This window comes from Flavobacterium sp. JP2137 (assembly GCF_050562195.1).
Lineage (GTDB): Bacteria > Bacteroidota > Bacteroidia > Flavobacteriales > Flavobacteriaceae > Flavobacterium.
In genome coordinates this window covers 3,307,204-3,329,167 of the sequence record NZ_CP191647.1, presented here as the reverse complement: position 1 = coordinate 3,329,167, position 21,964 = coordinate 3,307,204, and the positions used below count along the sequence as shown (strand labels likewise).

Here is a 21,964-nt window from a genome sequence, read left to right as displayed (position 1 = left end):
GTTTTGAGGGTAAGTGTTGTTTTTTGCAAAAAAACAACCACTATATGGAAAAAGAAATTACCTTTAAAAAAACATTAAGATGGTATATACCTTTAAAACCACGCAACAACTGGCCTGTAGTCTGGCCGAAGCGTGGGCTTTTTTCTCGTCGGCTCATAATCTTTCGGAAATTACCCCGCCAGATATGAATTTTACCGTACTGACTTCCTTTGAAGACGACGCGATATACGAAGGCATGAAAATCGATTATACCGTTTCTCCGTTGTTTCACATTCCCCTAAAGTGGCAAACGGAAATTATCCAAGTCGACGACCAAAAGAGTTTTACCGATTTTCAAAACAAAGGTCCCTATAAACTGTGGTCGCACCACCACCTTTTCGAATCCAATGCCGACGGCGTATTGATGACAGACGTCATCGATTACGAACTTCCCTTTGGCTTGCTAGGAACCCTAGCGCACCGCATTTTGGTCAAAAAGAAAATCGAACACATATTCGAATACCGGCGCATCAAACTGAAACAGCGATTCTCATAATCGAAAAATAGCCGCTGTTCTATGAAGTATAATCGCTAGCTGCAATTGTTTTAAACGATAAAAGGACTGCCCAAAACGGTACAGTCCTCGTTAATTGATTGTTTAACTCAGCGTAATGGATTCTTTTTTAGCCGCTTCCAATTCGGCTTTGGCCGCTTCCAATTTGCGCCTTCTCTTATCGATTTTTTCCTTTTTCTGATTTTCTCGGACGGCCTCGTTGAGTTCTTCCGTTCTTTCTTTTACCTTTTCTTCCTTATCGCGAATTTTTTTATCCAAATCGGCCGCATAGGCACCGTGACCTTTGTATGTTCCGGAATTGCATTTTTGTTGCAGGTTGTAAATAGCGTTTTCCAATCCGCGAATCTGTCCCGTTCTCCCGTTTTTCTTCGCGTATTCTAATTTCACTTGTAGCTCACATAATTTGCGCTCACATCCTTTTAAATCCCGACAATTGTTTTGTGCAAAACCCGCTACCGCAAAGGCGAAAAAGAGGATTAATGTAGTTCTAACTCGTAAAGTCATAAATAAAACGTTTTAAAGGTTAATGGTGTATTCTAATTGATATCCTTAAAATAACACAAAAAAAATAGTAATGAATCTAAAATGAGTATTATCTCAATAATAAATTATGATACCGTAGACGCATAAAGTATGCCAGTATTCTATATTCAAAATGTGAAAACACCCGGAATATGGACTTGCACATATTTTTTAAACCGTTTTTTAGAGGAACCCAATCCGGAGGATTTTTGTTATTTCTATACGGTTTGATTTCGCGCTTCTAGTGTTGAATACGCCGAATTTAAAAAGTGGGCAAGGGAAAGATTTCTATGGAGGCACAGTGCAGTTGATCGCGGTCTTACCAGCGCTTAAAAGCGGTGCGTGGGAGTGGTTTGGGGTGGACAACAACCCTGTTTGGGCCTTTGGTTCGAGTTGGTGTTTTTCAAAGAAAGGATTCATATTTGTAGCTGTAACAGCTAATCCTTTTTAAATGATGTACAAAATTTATAAATAAAAGTCAAATGGCACTTAAACCTCTAAAAGTTGCTTTAGATTAGCCGTTAACAGAGAAAGGAACAAACGATGAGAAATATAGGGCTTTTATGCGTATTTTTAATAGTAGGCGCTTGCAATCGCAAACATATAGATTCGGCCGCGAACTGTTTAGCCGATTCGAAACGGCTGCTTGTTTCGGAGGTGGTCGATGTTAAAACGGCCGATCACGCCTTAATCATCAGTGCCTTAGAGGGTTTTTTGAACACCAAGGACCAGTCGCTTTGTCAAAATGCCCATTGGTTGGAATCCGATTTTAAACAGTATGTATATCCGTATTTGGATCTTTATAAAATTGAAGACGACGGCAATGGCGACAAAAATTTTTATCGCCCTAGCCTTATGGGGTTGGTCAAAATTAAAAATACAGAACGCTGGATGGTCAAATTGGCCTTTATCGGAAGCAGACCGCTTGAAGGGCAACAGACCGTTAAGGCGATTTATAATTTGATTGCAGAAAAGCGCGAAAGTGGTATGGTGTTTAGCAAGTATATGAGTCATTATGTACAAGATTGGCAAACCTTGCAGCGCGGGAGTATTACCTATAAGATTTCACCGCTTAAAACGGCTGATGAAGCGGAAATGCATCGACAACAGCTAGAAATAACTAAGCTACTGCAGTTTTACGATACCCAAGCCATTCCCATCGCGTATTATTCCTGTATCAACCCCAAGGAACTGATGGAAGTAAAGGGGTACGACTATTCGCCGATTATGTATATCAGTGAGAACGGCGGTATGGCCGAAAAGGGAAATATCGTTTTGTCCGGAAACAATTCCGAATACTATACACACGAAATCGTACATCAGTACAATGCCCATTTATACCCGGATAGTGCTCCGTTTTTCAACGAGGGCCTAGCGACGTATATCGGAGGTAGTGGAGCCTATGACTACGCTTGGCACCGCGCTAAGTTTAAGAAATTTGTCGCTGAATATTATCCGAACTTCCAAGCTGAAGACTTTACCAATCCCTATATTTCCTATGATTATGAGGGAGAAACGGCCATTGCCTATTTGATTCCCGCAGTGGTCTGCGAACGTACCGTTCGACTTTACGGCAAGCAAAAGCTCTTTGAAATACTCCAGTCCAAAGCCGATTTGTGGACGGTATTGGATACCGTCGGACTCAATAAAGCCAATTTAACCGAAGAATTGACCGCAGAACTCCAACGTCCGTTGCATTCCTTTGATCAGTTAAAGTGAAGGTAATTAGTTTGTTGTTGTGCACATCAAACCGTATGGCAGGATAAAAAACGGTTAGAAAGCTTTTTTTTGTCGTGAACGTGATGCGTTAAACCATTTATTGCTTTTCTAGAAATAATGGATTTCAACAAATCAGCGTTGCTATGCACACGGTATTTTTACTATAAAAACAAAGGCGCCCTAGAGCGCCTTTATTACTTAATTTTTCTGTGGTAAACCGCGCGTCAGCCAACCGCGCTTATTAGCGGTAGCGATGGCATAAGGCGTGATCCAAAACAGGGTAAACGTATAAAATATGCTGTATGGATACACCCAAAAGGATTCGATGATGGTATATCTCTTGGAATAGAAGATCACCTGAACACTAGAGAATATAAAAATACTCAACAAAGCAGCGCTTAAGAACAAAATCGGATGTGTAAAGACAAAAAACAACATCAGGGCTATCATCGGATAGGCCATAATCACCTTGATCCATTGATTGATTAATAAAATTCTAGAGCCGGTTTTTGGACCTTTTCTAAAGTTTTTAAAGGCAAACTTACTCATCATGATATTTTCGCGTACATTACTGCGTTCCCAACGGATAAACATCTTATAGAGACTGGTATAGTTTTCGGGTATATTGGTCAATACGAGTGCATCGCGTTGAAAAAGAACCTTATAACCTTGTTTTAAAATCATATTAGTCATGGCGCGATCTTCACCTATGTCGGTAGGTTGACCCATAAAAGTCTGGTTCATCCAGTCCTCCAGGCAATTCATCACCGCTTCCTTCTTGTAGGCGGCTAAGGCTCCTGGCGTACATAAAACCGTACCCAATACGCTTTGTGCCGAGCGTATAAACTCGAAGCTAAACACAAAACTAACATTGAGCATTCTCGGTATCAGCGCTTTTTTATTGTTGAGCACGCGCACGTTTCCGCCAACAGCACCACAATTTTCGTCGGTTACAAAAGGACTCACCAAGTTGCGCAGCGTATCTTTCTTGACGATGGAATCGCTATCTACAGTAATGAAAACCTCGCCTTGTCCCAGTTTAAAACCGCGGTATAAGGCGTGTCTTTTTCCCAAATTACAAGGTTGTTGGTAAATGGCTAGTCGATCACCCAATTCTTTTTTAGCCCGGAGCATCCATTCCCAAGTATCGTCTTTACTTCCGTCGTCGATGGAAATCAACTGTATTTTGTCTGTGGGATAATTGCTCGCTGCCAGACTTCTCAAGGTTTCCAAAACCAGTTTTCCCTCGTTATAAGCGGGTACTATAATGGTACAGCTCGGGAGCAAGTCGTCGGAGACGGCAGCCACCGGGCGATAGCGCAGGTATAGAAAAAAGATATACAATAGGAAGGCCACTTGAGAGGCGAGTAATACAGCGGTTAGCACCATTAGTGTTGGTCCCCAACTGGTTTTCATGCGTTCTAAATGAATGCGTTGAAAGCTCGGTTGCAGTTGGTACACCAGGAAAATAGCGCCAAAAAGCAACACGAAAGTGCCGATGAGTATCAAGTAATCCTTGCCTTTCAACGGTATCGGTGATTTGCGACCTAATAGCGGTTTGTGATCTCGGAGCTGGGTGGGAAATTCGGTATTGGAAACAGCGATTTTGACCGCTGTAGTATTTTGATTGGGTGTTTTCATCTTCTAAGGCATTTGGTTGTTATTACTGTTGCAAAACCTTTAGGTGAGTAAAATTCGCTATCGCCTTAGTTAACTGCCTCCGCCTTACCAGTCGTTTTTTTAAGGAAAATGGAAGAAAGTTAAAATAGTGAATACTTTGTCACGGTATTGCGTAATGTAATGTTCAATTAGTGTGCCGCGTCATTTTAGTACTGTTTTGGAGTTTTTTAAGAGATTAAAGACTACATATTGTAGAATTGAGCAACAAATTGCGGCAACGATTGGGCGTAAAACTGGCCGATGCGCCAATTGGATAGGATGCTAAAGTCGAGGTTTGCTCAATAATGCAATTGAAACCCCAAACGGTTGCACAAAGCGTAGTTTTCCTCAAACAAGGCCTCCACCAGTTGTGGTAAATCGTCTATTTCCTGATATAAAGCGAAAAAACGAGTGTCGAGTAGTGCACTGGAAATCAGAGAGGAATGCGTATAGCCCGATAGGGCTTTGGCACCGCTGATGTTTAAAAAATCTTGTGCGGTTTCCGTATCGATATCCAGTGTTTTCGCGTTGGTAAAATGGATGATTTTATCGGTTAATTTTCCTTCAAACAGCAAGGCTATCTCTTCCAGTGAATAGGTGTACCGGTCTATTTCTACGATGTTTTCATACCCCTTAAAAGCAAAGTAGAGTATTTCGTAGTCGCGAAAATTCCGATCTTGATACAGCAGTATATGAAGGCTTTCTTCAAAGTTTTCTATACTGTCGCAGGATTTGTACACATTGGTAATTCCATAGCGCAGTGCCAGGTGTTCTAAACGCGGAAACAGTTGGCTTGTCGTATCCAACTCCACATCTGAAACCCCTTCTAAACAAAATATTTTAGCGTTTTCGTTGGGTAAATACATCGAGAATCTTGAGTGTTTTTTAAAGGGATAAAGATAGTGATACCTCCCGGAAATAAGGCCGATTAATTTTGCCTTCCACCTGTAGGAGCGTTAGCGCCTTAGCAACAGCTGCTTGAGTGGGACTTTATTGGGTTAGAATCGAGCGTCCTTAGGGTCGACCGGTAATTTTGATGGTGGAGCCGTCGAAAATGGTACAACAAACTCAGAAAATGGTAACAGTTCGAAATGTTGACCGCGATATATTTGTCCTAAATAATCTAATATACATTTTATGAAAAAATTAAACGCAAACGGTTTGGCAATTTTAAGCTTAATCCTTTTACTATTCGCAACAGCAGAGGTAAAAGCGCAGAAAAAATCTAGAATTTATGTGGCTTACGGTACGCAAACGCATCAGGAAACCCTGGATAATGCCGTCGATTTTTCGATGAGTGCCATGAGTGCTTTTCAGGGCGATCTCAATTCTACGGAAAGTGCAGGGGTGTTTTTATTGGGATACAGCACTGCTATATCACCCAAGATTGAAGTAGGTGGTGTAGTGGGCTATGAGTCTCTAAAAGGCGAATCGTACGCCTTGTTTACCAGAGAGAAAAGCGAGTTAAAAACCTCGGTAATCACAGTGATGGCAGAGGCTAAATACAACTACATCAACAAGGAAAAAATGCGTTTGTACTCCGGTGTGGGCATAGGAGCGGCTTTTTTAAATGCCAAACTGACAAGCGGAACGCTTAACGAGAGCAACAGCAGCACGGAATTCGCTTTTCAAATCGATGGAATCGGCTTCTCTTATGGAGATAAATTTGCGGTATTTGCCAATGCTGGCTATGGTTATAAGGGAATTGCTACGGTAGGTGTTTCTTATAACTTCGACTAATCAGCCGCTTTTATAAACTTTTTAGGCATGTGAAAAAATGGATACTCCCATTTGTCCTCGTGCTTTTCGCTGCGGTTTCTTGCCATAAAAGGGACGACAATGCCAATCCGGCAACGGCCTTATAAGGCATTTGGCGCAGGGAAAAGACCACGGTCGACTACGGTACACCGCTGAATTCCCAAGAGATTGAGAAGTCGGACGCCTTACATGATATGGATTAGTTTTTTGGCAAGGACGGCGCTGAGGTAGAAAATCAGAAAGCGCCCCTGGTACAAAAGAGGCCCTACGTTTTAAAGGGCGATTAAATCATTTTCCTCAGCAACGAAGGCAAGGTACCCGAAATCGCGCTTGCCATTTTTAGCTTGACAAACCAGGACCCATTGAAAATTGTTTTTAAGGACGAAGAGGGAATTACATAGGCGATGACATCGATGAAGATTCTCCCGTGGCCCTGGTCGTCCAGACACAGACCATCGCGCTTAAAAGGCGCTAAAAACCATTTAAAACCACTTTTTAAATTCCCTTATTCCCAGCGAGTACGGGGTAGAAACTACTTTTTCGTCTTCAGAAAAAGTAGTTTTCTATTAGAAGTATATAAACCGACCCCTAAAAGATATGGAAATAGATAAGAACGGCAGCCAAATCACGGTTTTTCCAACGGGAAAAATAGATACCCTACACGCCGGTGAATTTGAAAGGGCTTTGGCTCCCTATACCGAAGGTGCTTTTGATTTGGTAATCGATTTTAACGCCACCACGTATATTTCAAGTGCGGGTTTGCGCGTGCTGTTGATTACGGCAAAAAAGGCCCAACAACAACAGGCCAAATTACAATTAAAAAACTTGCAGGACGACCTGCGAGAAGTATTGGATATCACGGGATTCACTCCTTTATTTACCATAGTGTAGCATGGAGTTGCGGATACAAATCAACCGCGTTGAGGAGGTTAGCGCTGCATTAACGACCATAGAAGCCTATAGCCATGGTTTGCAAATCAGCAGGCGAAGCTTACACCATCTGTTGTTAATCGCCGACGAGTTTTTGTCCAATTTGTTTAACCACGCACAGCAAAGTCTCGACATACAGGTGGAAATTCAATTGACACGGATAGCGAATCATTGGCGGTTAGAGATCGAAGACAATACGTGGGCATTTGACTTTACCACCATACCCATAGTGTTTTCGACTTCGGAAATTGAAAGGAGAAAAGTAGGAGGCTTGGGAATTCCCCTGATTCGGTCCTTGGTCGATAACGTCAGTTACCAACGTGTACAAGATAAAAATAGAACGATATTTTTAATAGCTCAGTAGGTGAATATAAAAACAAAATACACGCTAATTTTGAGTCTCTGTTTGGGGATTATATACACCGTTATCTATGTGTACATCACTCGGGTGTCCTCGGAACAACTTCAAAAAAAAACCATTCACAGCATCGAACTTACCGCGCAACAACTCACCTCTAAAGCAGAGGGCAAGCAGTATATCGTAGAAGAGATCGTTCAAAATACCGCTTTGGCGATTCAGTATTTTAATCCCAAGCCAGCCGAGGTTTTACAACTGCTCGAATCGGTTTTAAAGGGCAATGAAGGCGAAATTTACGGCATGTGCGTGGCCACACCCAACCAACAGGCCCATTATGTTTGGATGGAAAATGGCCGGATAAAAAGCAAGAATCTCGCTTTGGATTCCCACTATAACTACAGGGAACAGGCTTGGTTTAAAGTGCCGACGAGCACGGGAAAAGAACAGTGGAGCAGTCCGTATCACGATCGTTTTGGAGGCGAAGTGTTGATGACGACCTATTCGCTGCCGATCTTTGATGCGCAGGGGCAATTGGCATTTGTAATCACCGGCGACCTCTCGTTGGTTTGGCTCAATAGCCTGATCAACAACAAGACGATCAACGACAGCTACAGCACGGCATTTATATCCGATATAAGGAGCAATACCTTTATCGCACATCCGAATAAAGAATATGTGTTAAAGACCAGGGTAGAGTCGGTCTACGGCCTTCCTCAGTATCGCGTATCCCCGTTTTCTTCGGGACTTAAAAGTGCCAATATACTGAGGGAAAGTACCGATTTAAAAGACAAGCAATACCTGATTTTGGTCGCTTTTAAAAATTTAAAATGGCAATTGGGCATGGCGTTTTCCGAGCGTCAGGTTCTGGCGCCTATAGCGCGGCAAACCCAGCTGATAACGGCCGCCTTTGGCTTGGGATTGGTTTTGATGATACTCGGAATTTTTTTTACGAGCAATTCCATTACCCAGCCCTTGTCGCGCTTGACCGCAGTTATCGCTAAAATGGGTACGGGCGACTTGTCCGCAGAGATACCCTATCAAAAACGGCGTGATGAAATTGGACAATTGGCCCAGTCATTTGCCGGTATGACCCAACGTATACAGCAACACATAAAAACGATATTTGAAACCACAGCCGCCAAGGAGCGGCTCGAGAAGGAATTGGAACTCGGCCACGAAATTCAACAGGGATTGTTGCCCAATCACTGGCCGTTGCACTGTGCTTTTCCCCATTACGAGCTGCATTCTTTTTTGGCCTCTGCTCGGGAAGTCGGCGGGGATATGTACGATTATTTTGCGATTGATTCCCAAAACATCTGTCTTTTCATCGGTGATGTCTCCGGAAAGGGCGTAGCTGCAGCTTTGTACATGGCGAGTTTACGGGCGTATTTGCGCGCGCATACCCCCTTTAATTCCTGTCCTGCTCGCTTGCTCGAAAGGCTCAACGGCGAACTGGCGCTCAACAACCACCACTGCATGTTTGCAACGGTTTTTTGTGCCTATGTCAACTTGCAAACCGGCAGCATGACCTACAGCAGTGCCGGACACGAAGCTCCCTATATCTTGGGACCCCAGGCCGAACCCCAACTCTTACCCGTTGCCAAGGCTCCCGCACTGGGAATTGTCGAAGCGGCGCAATATACCAATGCGCACTTTCAGTTTAGCGCGACAGCGACAACCCTATTTGTGTATACCGACGGACTGCTCGACGCAGCGGATAGCAGCGGCAACTTCTATGGCAAAGGGCGACTTCAGGCCCAATTGGCCCGGGATTTTCGCGCGAAAACCCTCGCTCCGCAGTTGAAAACGGCGGTTTTATCCTTTACCAATCCCAAAGAACTCTTTGACGATATTACTTTTTTGATTTTTGAATTTACTAATACCCCAGCCAATGACTAAGTTAATCGCAGCGCCGCTCATCGAATTAAAACTGCCCAACCGCTTGGAATTACTTCCATCGGTCATGGTGTTTATTCGCGATTTAATAGAAAAACACCCCTTTACCGCCGCTCAGTGCCAGCACATCGAAATGGCGGTGGAAGAGGCCTTGGCCAACGTTATCCAACACGCTTTTACAGTAGCGGAAAACGCCCATTTTACCGTACAGTACACCGTTAAAGCTTACGGAATTGAGCTGGCTATCGTCGATCAGGGTACGCCTTACGAACACCGCATTCCCGAGGCAATGTACAACGACAGCTATAGCGGTCTGGGTCAATATGTCATCGGAAAATTACTCGATAAAGTGGCCTTCGAAAATTTGGGCAAAGGCGGTAAAAAGATGACGCTCACTCATTATTTTACCCAACCGCTCACGGAATTACCGCCACAACCCCTAGCAGTTGCCAGTGATACTGAGCTTGCGTCGGAGGTGGTCTATAGCTTTAGGGCTTTTAAACCCGACGATGCGGTCGACATCAGCCGATGTGCCTATGAGTCGTATGGGTATACCTATGCCTATGAACATCTTTATTTTCCCGAGCGCATCCGATTGCTCAACGAAAGTGGCGAGCTGATCTCTTTTGTTGCAGTTACCCAAAGTGGCGAGGTTGTGGGACATGTGGGACTGGTGCCCTTCGATGCCGATACGAGTATCTGCGAGGTCGGATTGGCCATGACCAAGCAACAGCATCGCGGTGGTGCCGTGTTTTCCCGATTGATGGACAAGGCTTTTACAGCAGCGCAAAATGCGGGTTTTACCGCCCTTTTTGGACAGTGTATAACCGCGCATACCTATTCGCAATCGTATCCCTTGCGCTTGGGCATGCTCCCGACAGCCTTGATGCCAGCCTATGCCCCAGACGATATCAGCTTTAAAAAAATACAAGAATCCAAACAGACCAGAACCGGTGTACTGATCGTGACTTCGGTTTTTAATTCGACCGCGCGTGCAAATTATGTTCCCCAGCGCTATGTCGCGTTTTTGTCGGACCGCTATCGCGACTTGGGCACAGCGCGCACACTGATTTTTCAGCAGTCTAGCGCCGAGGGTTTGAGTGCGGCAACCGCCTACAGTTTTTCGATCTATCCCCATTTAAAAATGGCAAAGGTCAGCTTTTCCCACTGCGGTGCCGAACTGCAAACGCATATCGAAGGTTTGCTACAGCGCGCGCGCAAGGAACGCCTTGAAGTCTTGGAGTTGTTTGTCGATCTGACTCAAAAGTCGGCGCCTCTATTGATAGACACGGCCGAGCAAGGCGGCTTTAAGCTGGTGGGCATATTGCCCGGAGGTGTAAAGAGCGACTTTGCCATACTGGTTTACCTCAACGGAATCGATGCTCATTTAGAGCAAATATCCGTTTTGCCGCAAGGGCAACCGATACTGCATTTTATACAACAACAATTCAATTCGTGTAAAACCCATCAATTATGAAAAACCCATCAAATCAGACCTATAGAAACCTTTGGCAGGACCGCTTTATAAGCGAGACCGATCTGGGGGTTAAGATATACGAGCTCGGTGCGGCAGTATTGGCCGATATCGCTGAGGAATTGCCCACAGACATACTGATAGGGGCATGTACGGCTTTGATCGCCCAAATAGAAGCTGGATCCAGACCGGAATTATACCGGGCTTTGGTAGAGCAGGGGCAGTCTATGGACAGTGCCACCGCCTTAGTGCGCGGCATTTGTCACTTTATGAGTAAGGAAAACATCTTGGCTCGATTAAAGGCCGATTTGGGCTCCCACCATCCGTTTGAGTTGCAGCGAAGAACCTATGCAACGGCCGAGTACGAAGCTTGGAAACCCTTGGGTATACAAGTGCATATAGTGCCGGGCAATGCCTTGCAAGTACCGGTGCTAAGCTTGTTGGAGGGCTTGATGGCGGGCAATATCAACGTCTTAAAAAACACCGCTAGAAACGGTTGTTTTACCGGACTTTTTATGAAGGCTTTGATCGACAGCGATGTGACGGGCATACTCAAAAAATTCGTTTATGTTTTCGAAATCCCCTCGGCAAACACCGCTTGGATAAATGAACTGACAAAATTAGCAGATGTCGTTTGCGTTTGGGGTGGTGAAGAAGCGGTAAAAAACGTAAAGCAAAGCTGTGCTGCCCACGTTCGGGTAGTGGCATGGGGACATAAGATCAGCTTTGCGTATTTCGACCGGGGAAGTGCAGCTAATCGGGAGGCGATCGCCGCCTTGGCAGCGGATATCTGCAAGCGTAATCAGCAAGCGTGTACCAGTCCGCAATGCGTGTTGGTGGAAGTGGAAAGCGAGGAGCAACTCGAGGCCTTTGGCGCCTTGCTCGATGTGGCCTTGCAAAGCGCTACGGAGCAGTATCCCCTGCAATTGCCCAGTATGGCAGAGCAAGCGGAGATCACCACCGCCGTGCACTTGCACCAAGCTACTATAGCAGAAAAGGGAGGAAAGGTACATCAGCCCGCCGATCATTCTTATAGGGTATTGATCGACCACCGCAGCAGTTTACAACCGTCGCCCTTGTTTCGAACCATCTGGGTAAAACCGATTAAGCGGCGGGAGATCATTGGCGTGCTGCGTCCGTTTAACCTGTATTTACAGACCTGCGGTTTGGCTTCCTCTGATTTAAAAAGCGCTTATGAAATTTCGGACCTATTGCTAAAAGCAGGGGTACAACGCATAACGGAAATGGGCAAACAGCACGAATCCTATATCGGAGAACCCCACGATGCGGTGTATGCCTTACAGCAGTATACCAAAAGGGTGGCGGTTCGACTGGGAGAGTCAATGACGGCGGGGCTGCCGAGTTTGTCGTATCTGGCTCCACATACCGCAGTGAACTCCCAGACCGCTGTTTCTATTACCACCAAAGAGCAACGCCAACAAGAACGCCATACCGCGGCAAAGCTGTTTTTAAAAAGCGGCGGCAGTTCGGGGCAAACCAAAGTGGCGGGGTACTCCTGGGAAGATTGGGACGCACAGATTAAAATTATGGCAGACTCCTATTTTATAGGAGGCATTCGCGCAACCGATTGCTGCGCCAATATGTACTCTGCCGGAAATTTATACGGTGGGTTTATCGCTACCCAAAAGGCCTTGGAACAACTTGGAGCAGCCACCTTAGCTCTAGGAGCGCATTTGGATACCCAAACCCTGGCCGAAAACATCATCTTACTCCAACCCAATGTGATCATGGGTATGCCTTCCTTGCTTCGAAAGTTGTTTCGAGAGCAGCATGCGCTGTTGCGCACCTACAAAGGTTTTGAAAAGCTGGTCTACGGAGGCGAGCTGATGTCCGATGCACAACAGCAATGGTTTAAATCCGAATTTGGCTTTCAATCGATTTTTTCTCCGGTTTATGCCAGTAACGATGCCTTGATGAATGGCTATGCCTGTCAACACTGTAATAACGGCGAATTTCACGTACCCACACGGGTACTCGAGGTGGAAATCGTGGCTATGAACAGCGCCGAACCCGTTCGCGACCGTGAGGTGGGGCGTTTGCTGATTACGAAAAAGAGCATACGCGACCCTGAGTTAAAGCGCTACGACATCGGTGATTTGGCGCAATGGGTAACGACCCCTTGCCCGTGCGGACACCGGACTCCGAAATTTCGATTGATGGGCCGTCACGGCGATCTGATTCGCTGCGGAGCCAAGTTTATCAATTACCGCGTGATTCATCAAATACTGACGCAACACGCCAAGTACGGCGATGAGGTACAGTTGCTCATTACGAGCAGTACAGCCGAGGCAGATTGCATCACCCTTCGCTTGTTGGACACCCTTGGCCTCGACGCACAACGGGTTTCCCAATTGTTATTGGAACATTATGCCGATTTAAAATGGGCCGTAGAACAGCGAAATGTGCAGTTGCATATCGAAATCGGCTCCACGGCTATTTTTGAGATAGCCCCAGCCAGCGGCAAGGTTAGAACCCTGATTGATTTAAGAACCCAAGATTAAAAGAACAGACTATGTATCAACCTCACCTTGAAAATATACTGCCCAATCCCGCCAAGATGCAGCACATCTGGGAATTGCTGCAACGAGAACCCTACTTGCCGTTTGCGCAGACAGACGCCCTTTATGTCAAAGCTTTGCGCGAGCTCTTGCTGTGGCACCGAGATCAGAATCCCTTCTATGCAAAGTATCTCAATCACTACGGATTTAAACCCGAAGATTTACAAGGTATAGACGATTTGGAGCGGCTGCCGTTTTTGCATGCCAATTACTTTAAAACACATGTGGTAACCACGGCTGCCCAAGAAGACATCGCTTTGCACGTCACTTCTTCGGGAACTACGGGACAGCGGTCGCAACACCATTTGGATCATTGGACCAACGAAGCCGTTTTTTATATCTCCGACGTGAGTCAGCTCGCACAGGGCTACATCAGCGCACAGCCTTGCAATTACCTCGTGTTTAACTTTGAGCCCTTTCAAGGTTTAAAAAGCGGAACGGCTACGACCAACCAAAAGATGATGAAATACGCGCCGGCCAATCAAGTGCACTATGCGCTGCGACACAACGGAACTTCCGGACACGATTTCGATGCCTTTGGCGTGGTAGACCGGCTGTTGCAATACCAAGCAGCAGGGCTACCGGTGCGCTTTTTGGGATTTGCCGCATTTTTGAATTTCGCCATGGAACGGTTGCAGCAGTTGGGATATACCAGCCTGCCCCTGTCTGCAGATTCGCGTTGTCTTTTTGGTGGAGGTTGGAAAAACCACGCCGACAAAGAGATTCCCAAGGCGGAGTTTTACCAAAAAATACACGAATTTTTTGGAATTCCACTGGAGAATATACGCGATAAATACGGTTCGGTAGAGCATCCGATTTCCTATGTAGAATGCGCTCATCACCGGCTTCACCTGCCCACTTATGAACGCGTGATCGTCAGAGATGTGCAAACCCTAAAACCCTTGAATTACAATGAGGTCGGCTTTGCTCAATTGATTTCGCCGATCATTACTTCCATGCCGTCGCATTCGATTTTGATGGGCGATCTGATCAGCCTGCATCCAGGCAGTGATTGTCCCTGCGGTATACCAACGCCCTATGTCACCATAGTTGGACGTGCGGGCACATCGAAAAACAAGAGCTGCGCTATTGCCGCTTCAGAACTACTTCAACGCTAAGAACGATGACGGACAAACATGTATTATTGCAGTTTCCTGACTTTAGGCGACTCTTTATTGCGCGACTGATTTCCAGCATAGGCGATAAGTTTTATACCCTAGCCTTGATTTGGTGGTTGCTGTCGACTTCGCTGGAAAACGGCAAATGGCACTTGGCTTTGTTGATGGTGATTCAAGTGGTACCCGTAGTCTTGTTCGGACCGCTGTTGGGCACCTTAACCGACCGCATCAACAAGCGACACGCCATGCTCGTCGCCGATGTGATTCGCGCGCTCTTGGTCGGATTGCTGACATACTTGCTAGTCGCCGATCAATTGAGTCTTCCGCTGCTCTATCTGATAACGTTTTTTACCGCAGTGACCGGTCCCTTATTCGATACTGCGGCTCAAGCCTCAATAACCCCATTAACCGATGTAGCCCATACGGCGGCGGCGGTTTCGCTATTGGGAACCGTAACGCAATTGGCCGTGGTTTTAGGTGCATTACTCGGTAGTGTGCTGATTCACTGGATTGGAATAGAAGGCGCTTTCTTGTGCAATGCCTTATCTTATCTGCTGTCGCTTTGCTTTTTATTGCCGATAAAAACCCCGCTGAATCCCTCGGGCAAGCGGGAGGCATTTGAGAAACAGTTTCGCGAAGGATTTCGCTTTTTGAGACAAAACAGACCGATCTTGTCGCTGTTGCTGTTGTTTTCGCTGCTCAATTTGTTTTTTGCACCCTTGTTGTTGCTATTGCCCTTGTTGGTCAAAGAAATCCTGTTTGAAGATATTTCCGTTTTGGCTTTATGCGAAGCCGCTTTGGCGGGAGGAGCGGTGCTGATGACGGTGTATTTGAGCTTTAAAAAAGCACAAAAAAAGGCGTATATCAAGCTTTTTGCCGCCAATCTCTTGATGGGAAGCGGATTTTTAGCCCTGGGATTTTCCGGTCAAATCACTCCCATTATGCTGTTGCTCATGGGTATTGGTATGCTGTTGTCCTTTACCAATACGCTGGCGATGACGCTGTTTCAGCACGCCGTTCCTCCGGAGATTAAAGGCCGGTTTTTTGCCGTGCTCTACACGGTGGTTTACGCCTGTTTACCCGTTAGTTACTTGGCTGTGGGCCTGCTTTCTGACGTGATTTCCATCGCGCAGTTGTTTTGGATTTCCGGTATGGGTATAGCGGTTTTGGGACTGCTGTTTTTGACGATTCCCCGTTTGCATACACAACACTAACTAGCTAACCGCGTAGTTAAGGAGTCGACTACGAGTTAAAATCCTTAACCGGGGTGAATCCCGTGCGCACCTCCGAGGGACGTACGTTGAATTCTTGATAAAAGGCCCTTGAAAAAGCCTGAGTAGAATTATAACCGCAGGTATGCGCCAGGTTTTTGATGCTTTCATTCTCGTTGAGTATTTGAATAAAAGCGTGATTTAAGCGCTTTTTGCGGTAATAGCGGCCGATGGAAATTCCGTAGATCTGTTTAAAGTAATACTTGATTCGGTATTCGCTTAAACGGCTGATGTCCTGTAATTCCTGTATATTAAAATCGCGATCGATATGCTCGTCTATATGATTTTTAATCGCAATAATTTGAACCTTGTCGTCCGATACTATGGTGTTGTTTTCTTCGAGGAAATTAAAATTGGCCGAAATCAAATTGTGAAAGTAATACAGCAGCAACTCGGTCATTTTGAGCTCGAGAAAAATCGTTCTAAAATTCCCGTCAAACGGACAATTGATCATCTGCCGAATCACGTGTTCCTGACGTACGTCAAAGGGAATTTGTATGCCAGCCCGGTTGTCGGTATAGATGATTTTATGGCTTTTCTCTTTTAATTCCTCCGCATAGCCTTCCATAAAGCGATCGAAATAGTGCTCATAAACCTTTTTTTCCAAAAAGATACTCACCCATTCGTAGGTGTGGTCGGGCTCAAACTTCATCCATTTGTAGTCAAAATTCGTCGCATCGACCAAAACGGTTCCCGCAGAAAAACTCTCTTCATTGCCGTTTTCTCCAGCGATGGCCGTAAAGTACTTTTTGGCTTCCAGCAGGTAATTTAAGGAAACCTGATTGGGTTTGGCCTCTTTATATGCCAGTCCAAAAGCCGATTCGGGTTTGCAGCGAATGTACAACAGGTTGGTACCGCTTATCGGAGCACCAAAACCCATGAGTCCTTCTCCCAACAGGGGAGCAGAAAACTTAAAAAGATGCGAAACTTCTGTAGCTTCAAAAGAGGTAAAGGGATGTTTAGAAAGGTCCTCAATTCTCGGTAAACTCATGTTTTTACTTTTAAACAGCTCGTCGATTTAGTTGATTTTCACCTGCTAAATCCAAGGTATTCGTGACGGGGGAAGTTAAAAAAAATGTGTTTAAATTGCAAAGGATGCTCCGTTAAAAAGAAAATAAGCCGACGGCAACCCAAATCCACCTAGCGCACTGAGTAATAGTGATTTTAAGGGCGTAAACAAATCGAATTTCGCAAGGCTGCGGTATATTTAGAAATATTTATCGCAAATTGAGAATGTTTTACGTCGTTTTTTAGTGCAATAGGTGTGAAAAACACCTTTGATCGAGGCCGTCGTCGTATTCTTTGAAAGCAAACCATAATATCGTTTGTCCTCGTGTCTAAACTGCCGCAATAGCCAGCAATTTCACAAGCTTTATACCGATAAAAACACAGTGCTTTTTGGAGTGTTAAAGAATTTCTTTTAAAAACAACAGCGTGTGTTGCCAAGCGCGTTTGGCCATGACTTCATTGTAATCGGCCGATTTTGGATTGGTAAAAGTGTGCTTGGCCTGGGCGTAGGTAATCAGTTGCCAATCGGCTTTGCCTTGATTCATCTCCTCGAGCAGCTGGTTGAGGTCTGCGGCACTTACAGAGGCATCCGCTGCCGGATGCTCTACCAAGACCTTGGTTGCAATAGGTCCGTTAGAACGCTTGGCATCCTTGGCCAATCCGCCGTGTATACAAACCACACCACTAACGTGCAGTGGTGCGCGAGCCGCCTCCAAGGCGCCTGTACCTCCAAAACAATAGCCGATTACGGCAATTTTATCCCGATTAACACCCGTGGCAATCAAGGCCTCCAAGGCCAGTTTGATGCGGTGCTGGTAGGCTTGATAGTCGGTTTTGTAAAATGTTGCAATCGCAGCAGCTTCCTTGGCATTAGTCGGCAGGTTTCCCTCACCGTAGATGTCGGCTATAAACGCGGCATAGCCCTGTTTCTCCAAATCTAAAGCGGCTTGCTTCGCCTCGTCATCAATGCCCATCCAAGCGGGCAGTATCAAAACCGCAGACTGGTTTTTTTGTACGTTGGCGGTAATTAGACCCTGTAGTTTTTGGGAACCGTCGTTATAGGTTAGCGGTTTTAACTGGGCGTGCATACCCGTAATTATCAAGGGGAATATCAGTAGCAATTTCGATTTCATCAGTAAGCGATTTTAAGGGTTAGCAACAGCGTATTCCTGTAAAGCTATTCATAAAAAACGGAGTTTGTACGCGCTTTTTAAAAATAAAAGCGACTAAAGGGGCGAAACGCTCATAAACAAGCTGCCAACTGTGCGCTGGTTTTTATACTTTTACAAATCGCTAGGCCTTGCGAAACAGGGTTAGTAGTGACGAAGAGAAGTCGCGCAGTAGCGCTGTGCCAGCGAATTCGCAAAGCAAATAGGATGAAAACATTTTTTTCGCACGGCTGTTGATTCTGAGCTAATAGGGCTGTAGAAGGAGCATATTGGAAAACACTAGCGAGTAATTCGAGCAGGAGCAATTCGCCAGGGATACGGCGGTGTATAAAAAGAGCCTAACCGCTTGAATTAACGAACAGCTGCGGTCTCGATAACAACGAAAAATCAAACGTCAAACGGAGGTCTTGGGACATCCGTTTTTTGCGTTTTATAGCAGGACGTAAATATACCATATTTATGGTATATTTTAAAAGTGCGCATCGGCTACATTTGTCTTGTTCTAAAGGAGGCAGTAGATGCCTTACAGAACATTTTAATTAAATGTAAACGATTATGAGCACAATTGATTTAAGTGTAGCAGTCATTTCTTTAAAGTTTGATGGAAAAAAACCATCGACAAAATCAATGTCAAACCAGGCCGTGTTGGCTTGCCCATACATGTGTTGCCTGTAGCACAATTTTCTTTGCTCCTCAAGTAAGTCTAGCGGGAGTACATGACCCTTATTTTTTTATCGATGCCTTATACAGGTCTTTTTAATCCGAACAGCGCTTGGCTTTTGGCTAGGACTGTTGTTATCAACTGTTTTTTATGAACAAACTTTATATGTTATTATTGTGGAGCGGGCTGTTTTCAAGCGGCTTATTCGCTCAAGAATTAGTCGTTAGCGGAGTCGTTAGCGATAATCAAGGACCGCTTCCCGGAGTTACGGTTTTTGTAGGAGGTTTGCCAGACACGGCGACCATGACTGATTTAGACGGTCAATATCAAATTCGAGTAGATGCAAAGGGCAGCATCGTCTTTTCTTATCTCGGATATCAAACCCTGAATGAACCGGTAAACGGACGTTCAAACATTTCGATTTCCCTAAAAACCGCTTCCGAAGAATTGGAGGAGGTATTGATTACGATACCGTATGGAACCGCCAAGAAATCGACCTTTACCGGATCGGTGGGTATAGTAAGTGGTGCCAATATTGAAAAAGCACAAGTCAGCAATCTGACCAAAGCGCTGCAGGGAACGGTAGCCGGATTACAATCTTTCTCTTCCAGCGGGCAACCCGGTTCGGAGGCCACGATTAGAATTCGCGGTATTGGCTCGGTGAACGCGTCGAGTTCGCCGCTTTACGTGGTAGACGGGGTTCCGTATGACGGAACTTTATCGTCGATAGCCGCATCGGATATTGAATCGATTAGCGTTTTAAAAGACGCCGCTTCGGCAACCTTATACGGATCCAGAGCGGCCAATGGCGTGATTATGGTAACCACCAAACAAGGGCGTAAGAACAGTCCAACTACGATGGAAATCACCTCGAAATACGGCTTTTCTAGCCTAGCCCGACGCGATTACGACCAACTCAATACCAACCAGTATTTTGAACTCTATTGGGAAGCCCTGCGCAACAACCGCTTAGACAATCAATTTACCCCAGCTCAGGCTGCTCAATATGCCTCGGAAAACATCGTAGGCCGTATCGGAATCAATCCCTACGGAACCGACAACCCACAACCCGTTGGATTAGACGGTAAATTAATCCCCGGTATAGCACCGCTGTGGAACGACGATTGGCGCGATGCTTTATCTCAAAGTGCGCATTACAAAGAAATCAATGTACGAGTGAGTGGCGGCGGTGAAAACTCCAGATATTTTATATCGGGTGGCTATTTAGACGATCAAGGTGCCGTTGTGGAATCCGGATTTAAAAGATATAATTTCCGAACCAATTTAACGTCCGACATCAAAGATTGGTTGCAAGTGGGTTTAAACGTGTCGGGAACACATTCGATACAAAATTATCCCAAACAAGACGACTCGGCCATTTCCAATGTGATCGGTTTTAGTCGCGGTGTTCCGTCGTTTTATCCGATTTACGAGCGCAACCTCCAAAACGGTGCTTATTTAATCGACCCCAACACCGGACAGCGAATCTTCGATTACGGAAATTACAGAGCTACTTCCTATGCCAAATACAATTTGGTCGGATCCATGCCTCACGATAAAAACGAAATCAAACAAGATGCCGCTTCGGTGAGAACCTTTGCAGAGATTAAAATCTTGGAAAACTTAAAATTTAAAACCTCGTTAAACGTCGATTACAACAGCCGTTTCGAGCATAATTACAGCAATCCAAATTACGGTCCCGATGCGCTAAACGGCGGAAGTGTTTCCAAATCCAATGTGCGCACCTTGGGGATGACCTTTAACAACGTCCTCAACTACAGCAAAGACATCAACAATCGCAACAGCATTAGTGCGTTAGTAGGACAGGAGTTTTACAGCTACAATACCTCCAATTTTGGAGGAACAAGAGAGAAATTGATAACCGGAGGATTTTATGAACCCGATGCCGCTTCGGTATTGAGTGCCTTTCAAGGAAACAGCGATGAGTACAAGCTGTTGAGTTTTTTCGGTAATGTCGAATATGCGTTAGACAAAAAATACTTCCTATCCGGTTCGGTGCGTTCCGACGGCTCATCTCGATTTCATCCCGACAACCGCTGGGGGACATTCTGGTCGGTGGGCGCCTCGTGGAGAATTATAGAGGAAGACTTTATTCAGCGTATCAGAGATAAGGGATTGTCCAATTTATCCCTCAAGATGAGTTACGGAGCACAGGGGAACGACAACATCGGTTACTATGCGTATCAGGCTCTATATGCCATTCAAAACAACTTGGGCGAATCCGGTTTGGTCGCTTCGCGTTTGGCAACACCCAATTTAAGCTGGGAAACCAATCTAAATCTAAACATCGGACTGGACTACGGCTTGTTTAACAATCGATTAACCGGAACAGTCGAGTATTTCGAACGCAAATCCAAAGATCTATTGTTTAATAAATCCTTAGTGCCGTCAACGGGATTCTCATCGACCAGTCAGAACATCGGTGCGATTAAAAATTACGGTTTTGAATTCACCTTAGAGGGAACACCGATTGCTACTCCCGATTGGAATTGGAGACTTTCCTTAAACGCCACCACCTACAAAAATAAAATAGTTTCCCTGCCCTCTGCAGAAATGTGGAGTGGAGCGAAGAAGTGGGTAGAAGGCGGTTCTTTATACGATTTCTATTTGGTAGAATGGGCAGGCGTAAATCCACAAAATGGAAATGCCCAATGGTACCGATACGAGGCAGATGGGACGAAGGTAATTACAGAAGACTACGCATCAACCAAAGAGACAGACAAAGTAAAAAGCGGTAATTCGCTACCGGATTTAAGCGGTGGATTTCAATCGGATTTGTCGTATAAAGGATTTGAGTTATCGGCTTTATTTACCTATTCCATAGGGGGTAAAATATACAATGGCGACAAGCAAAGTCTCCAGCATTTAGGTGCAGAGGGAAGAACGTGGAGCACGGATATGTTGGACCGCTGGACGCCGGACAATCCCAACACCGATGTACCGCGATTAACTACTGACCCCAAGAGTTCTTGGTTAAGTCAGTCGGATCGCTTTTTGGTCGACCGTTCGTATTTGAAATTAAAAACGGTGACTCTATCGTATAACCTGCCGCAAAATTGGTTGCAAAAAGTGAAGTTAGAACGAGCGAGTATTTACCTACAAGCAGAAAACCTACTGACTTTTACCACGGAGCAAGGTTTGGATCCCGAACAAAATTTCGATGGAACCACCTACTACAGATACCCTTCCATGAAAACCATTTCGGTAGGCGTAAACGTAAAATTATAAAAAAATACAAACAGACCCTTTGTGAGAATGAACGCCGTTT

Annotated in this window: 16 protein-coding genes; 11 read left to right on the top strand and 5 right to left on the bottom strand. The window is 45.3% G+C overall.

What is annotated here, in order from left to right; translation table 11 throughout:
• Positions 1-79 precede the first annotated feature (79 nt).
• Entirely contained in the window at positions 80-535 is a 456-nt protein-coding gene (locus ACQZ43_RS14690; protein WP_430613441.1) for an SRPBCC family protein, read from the top strand.
• A gap of 102 nt (positions 536-637) precedes the next feature.
• Here ACQZ43_RS14690 and ACQZ43_RS14685 read toward each other — a convergent pair whose 3' ends face one another.
• A complete protein-coding gene (locus ACQZ43_RS14685; RefSeq protein WP_430613440.1) occupies positions 638-1,057 on the bottom strand; it encodes a DUF1090 family protein in 420 nt (139 codons plus the stop codon).
• 561 nt (positions 1,058-1,618) lie between these two features.
• On the opposite strand from ACQZ43_RS14685, the gene ACQZ43_RS14680 reads away from it, so the two are divergent.
• The gene (locus ACQZ43_RS14680) at positions 1,619-2,794 is read left to right on the top strand and encodes a hypothetical protein (protein WP_430613439.1); all 1,176 of its coding nucleotides are present in this window, start codon (positions 1,619-1,621) and stop codon (positions 2,792-2,794) included.
• A 198-nt stretch (positions 2,795-2,992) separates the two neighbouring features.
• Here the strand turns inward: ACQZ43_RS14680 and ACQZ43_RS14675 are convergent, their stop codons facing one another.
• Both ACQZ43_RS14675 and ACQZ43_RS14670 read right to left on the bottom strand, forming a co-directional pair.
• Entirely contained in the window at positions 2,993-4,435 is a 1,443-nt protein-coding gene (locus ACQZ43_RS14675) for a glycosyltransferase (protein WP_430613438.1), read from the bottom strand.
• Positions 4,436-4,752: 317 nt separating this feature from the next.
• Positions 4,753-5,319 carry a DUF6642 family protein gene (locus ACQZ43_RS14670; protein ID WP_430613437.1) on the bottom strand — a complete coding sequence of 189 codons (567 nt, stop codon included), beginning with the start codon at positions 5,317-5,319 and terminating at the stop codon, positions 4,753-4,755.
• A 271-nt stretch (positions 5,320-5,590) separates the two neighbouring features.
• On the opposite strand from ACQZ43_RS14670, the gene ACQZ43_RS14665 reads away from it, so the two are divergent.
• The 8 genes from ACQZ43_RS14665 (at position 5,591) to ACQZ43_RS14630 (ending at position 15,780) form a co-directional block, all read left to right on the top strand.
• Positions 5,591-6,193, top strand: coding sequence for an outer membrane beta-barrel protein (locus ACQZ43_RS14665; protein ID WP_430613436.1), 603 nt, complete (start codon positions 5,591-5,593; stop codon positions 6,191-6,193).
• A 615-nt stretch (positions 6,194-6,808) separates the two neighbouring features.
• The gene (locus tag ACQZ43_RS14660) at positions 6,809-7,102 is read left to right on the top strand and encodes an STAS domain-containing protein (protein WP_430613435.1); all 294 of its coding nucleotides are present in this window, start codon (positions 6,809-6,811) and stop codon (positions 7,100-7,102) included.
• Position 7,103: 1 nt separating this feature from the next.
• Positions 7,104-7,505, top strand: a complete 402-nt coding sequence (locus tag ACQZ43_RS14655; protein WP_430613434.1) for an ATP-binding protein — start codon at positions 7,104-7,106, stop codon at positions 7,503-7,505.
• Positions 7,506-9,398, top strand: coding sequence for a SpoIIE family protein phosphatase (locus ACQZ43_RS14650; protein WP_430613432.1), 1,893 nt, complete (start codon positions 7,506-7,508; stop codon positions 9,396-9,398).
• Positions 9,391-10,872 carry a GNAT family N-acetyltransferase gene (locus ACQZ43_RS14645; RefSeq protein WP_430613431.1) on the top strand — a complete coding sequence of 494 codons (1,482 nt, stop codon included), beginning with the start codon at positions 9,391-9,393 and terminating at the stop codon, positions 10,870-10,872. The genes ACQZ43_RS14650 and ACQZ43_RS14645 overlap by 8 nt, the downstream gene beginning before the upstream one ends.
• Positions 10,869-13,391: an acyl-CoA reductase gene (locus ACQZ43_RS14640; RefSeq protein ID WP_430613430.1), complete on the top strand. Its 2,523-nt coding sequence runs from the start codon at positions 10,869-10,871 to the stop codon at positions 13,389-13,391. The genes ACQZ43_RS14645 and ACQZ43_RS14640 overlap by 4 nt, the downstream gene beginning before the upstream one ends.
• Positions 13,392-13,402: 11 nt before the next feature.
• The gene (locus ACQZ43_RS14635; protein ID WP_430613429.1) at positions 13,403-14,566 is read left to right on the top strand and encodes a hypothetical protein; all 1,164 of its coding nucleotides are present in this window, start codon (positions 13,403-13,405) and stop codon (positions 14,564-14,566) included.
• Positions 14,567-14,571: 5 nt separating this feature from the next.
• Positions 14,572-15,780, top strand: a complete 1,209-nt coding sequence (locus tag ACQZ43_RS14630; RefSeq protein ID WP_430613428.1) for an MFS transporter — start codon at positions 14,572-14,574, stop codon at positions 15,778-15,780.
• A gap of 28 nt (positions 15,781-15,808) precedes the next feature.
• On the opposite strand, the gene ACQZ43_RS14625 is transcribed toward ACQZ43_RS14630, so the two are convergent.
• Positions 15,809-16,828: a helix-turn-helix domain-containing protein gene (locus tag ACQZ43_RS14625; RefSeq protein ID WP_430613427.1), complete on the bottom strand. Its 1,020-nt coding sequence runs from the start codon at positions 16,826-16,828 to the stop codon at positions 15,809-15,811.
• 415 nt (positions 16,829-17,243) lie between these two features.
• Entirely contained in the window at positions 17,244-17,978 is a 735-nt protein-coding gene (locus ACQZ43_RS14620) for a dienelactone hydrolase family protein (protein ID WP_430613426.1), read from the bottom strand.
• 847 nt (positions 17,979-18,825) lie between these two features.
• Between ACQZ43_RS14620 and ACQZ43_RS14615 the strand changes: the two genes are divergently transcribed.
• Positions 18,826-21,924: a SusC/RagA family TonB-linked outer membrane protein gene (locus tag ACQZ43_RS14615; RefSeq protein ID WP_430613425.1), complete on the top strand. Its 3,099-nt coding sequence runs from the start codon at positions 18,826-18,828 to the stop codon at positions 21,922-21,924.
• Positions 21,925-21,964 lie beyond the last annotated feature (40 nt).

Bases quoted from the DNA above. Each gene is read 5' to 3' on its own strand.
- ACQZ43_RS14690 (WP_430613441.1), top strand. From the start codon at position 80: ATGGTATATACCTTTAAAACCACGCAACAACTGGCCTGTAGTCTGGCC.
- ACQZ43_RS14670 (WP_430613437.1), bottom strand. From the start codon at position 5,319: ATGTATTTACCCAACGAAAACGCTAAAATATTTTGTTTAGAAGGGGTT.
- ACQZ43_RS14680 (WP_430613439.1), top strand. From the start codon at position 1,619: ATGAGAAATATAGGGCTTTTATGCGTATTTTTAATAGTAGGCGCTTGC.
- ACQZ43_RS14675 (WP_430613438.1), bottom strand. From the start codon at position 4,435: ATGAAAACACCCAATCAAAATACTACAGCGGTCAAAATCGCTGTTTCC.
- ACQZ43_RS14645 (WP_430613431.1), top strand. From the start codon at position 9,391: ATGACTAAGTTAATCGCAGCGCCGCTCATCGAATTAAAACTGCCCAAC.
- ACQZ43_RS14615 (WP_430613425.1), top strand. From the start codon at position 18,826: ATGAACAAACTTTATATGTTATTATTGTGGAGCGGGCTGTTTTCAAGC.
- ACQZ43_RS14640 (WP_430613430.1), top strand. From the start codon at position 10,869: ATGAAAAACCCATCAAATCAGACCTATAGAAACCTTTGGCAGGACCGC.
- ACQZ43_RS14685 (WP_430613440.1), bottom strand. From the start codon at position 1,057: ATGACTTTACGAGTTAGAACTACATTAATCCTCTTTTTCGCCTTTGCG.
- ACQZ43_RS14625 (WP_430613427.1), bottom strand. From the start codon at position 16,828: ATGAGTTTACCGAGAATTGAGGACCTTTCTAAACATCCCTTTACCTCT.
- ACQZ43_RS14620 (WP_430613426.1), bottom strand. From the start codon at position 17,978: ATGAAATCGAAATTGCTACTGATATTCCCCTTGATAATTACGGGTATG.
- ACQZ43_RS14665 (WP_430613436.1), top strand. From the start codon at position 5,591: ATGAAAAAATTAAACGCAAACGGTTTGGCAATTTTAAGCTTAATCCTT.
- ACQZ43_RS14635 (WP_430613429.1), top strand. From the start codon at position 13,403: ATGTATCAACCTCACCTTGAAAATATACTGCCCAATCCCGCCAAGATG.
- ACQZ43_RS14630 (WP_430613428.1), top strand. From the start codon at position 14,572: ATGACGGACAAACATGTATTATTGCAGTTTCCTGACTTTAGGCGACTC.
- ACQZ43_RS14660 (WP_430613435.1), top strand. From the start codon at position 6,809: ATGGAAATAGATAAGAACGGCAGCCAAATCACGGTTTTTCCAACGGGA.
- ACQZ43_RS14655 (WP_430613434.1), top strand. From the start codon at position 7,104: ATGGAGTTGCGGATACAAATCAACCGCGTTGAGGAGGTTAGCGCTGCA.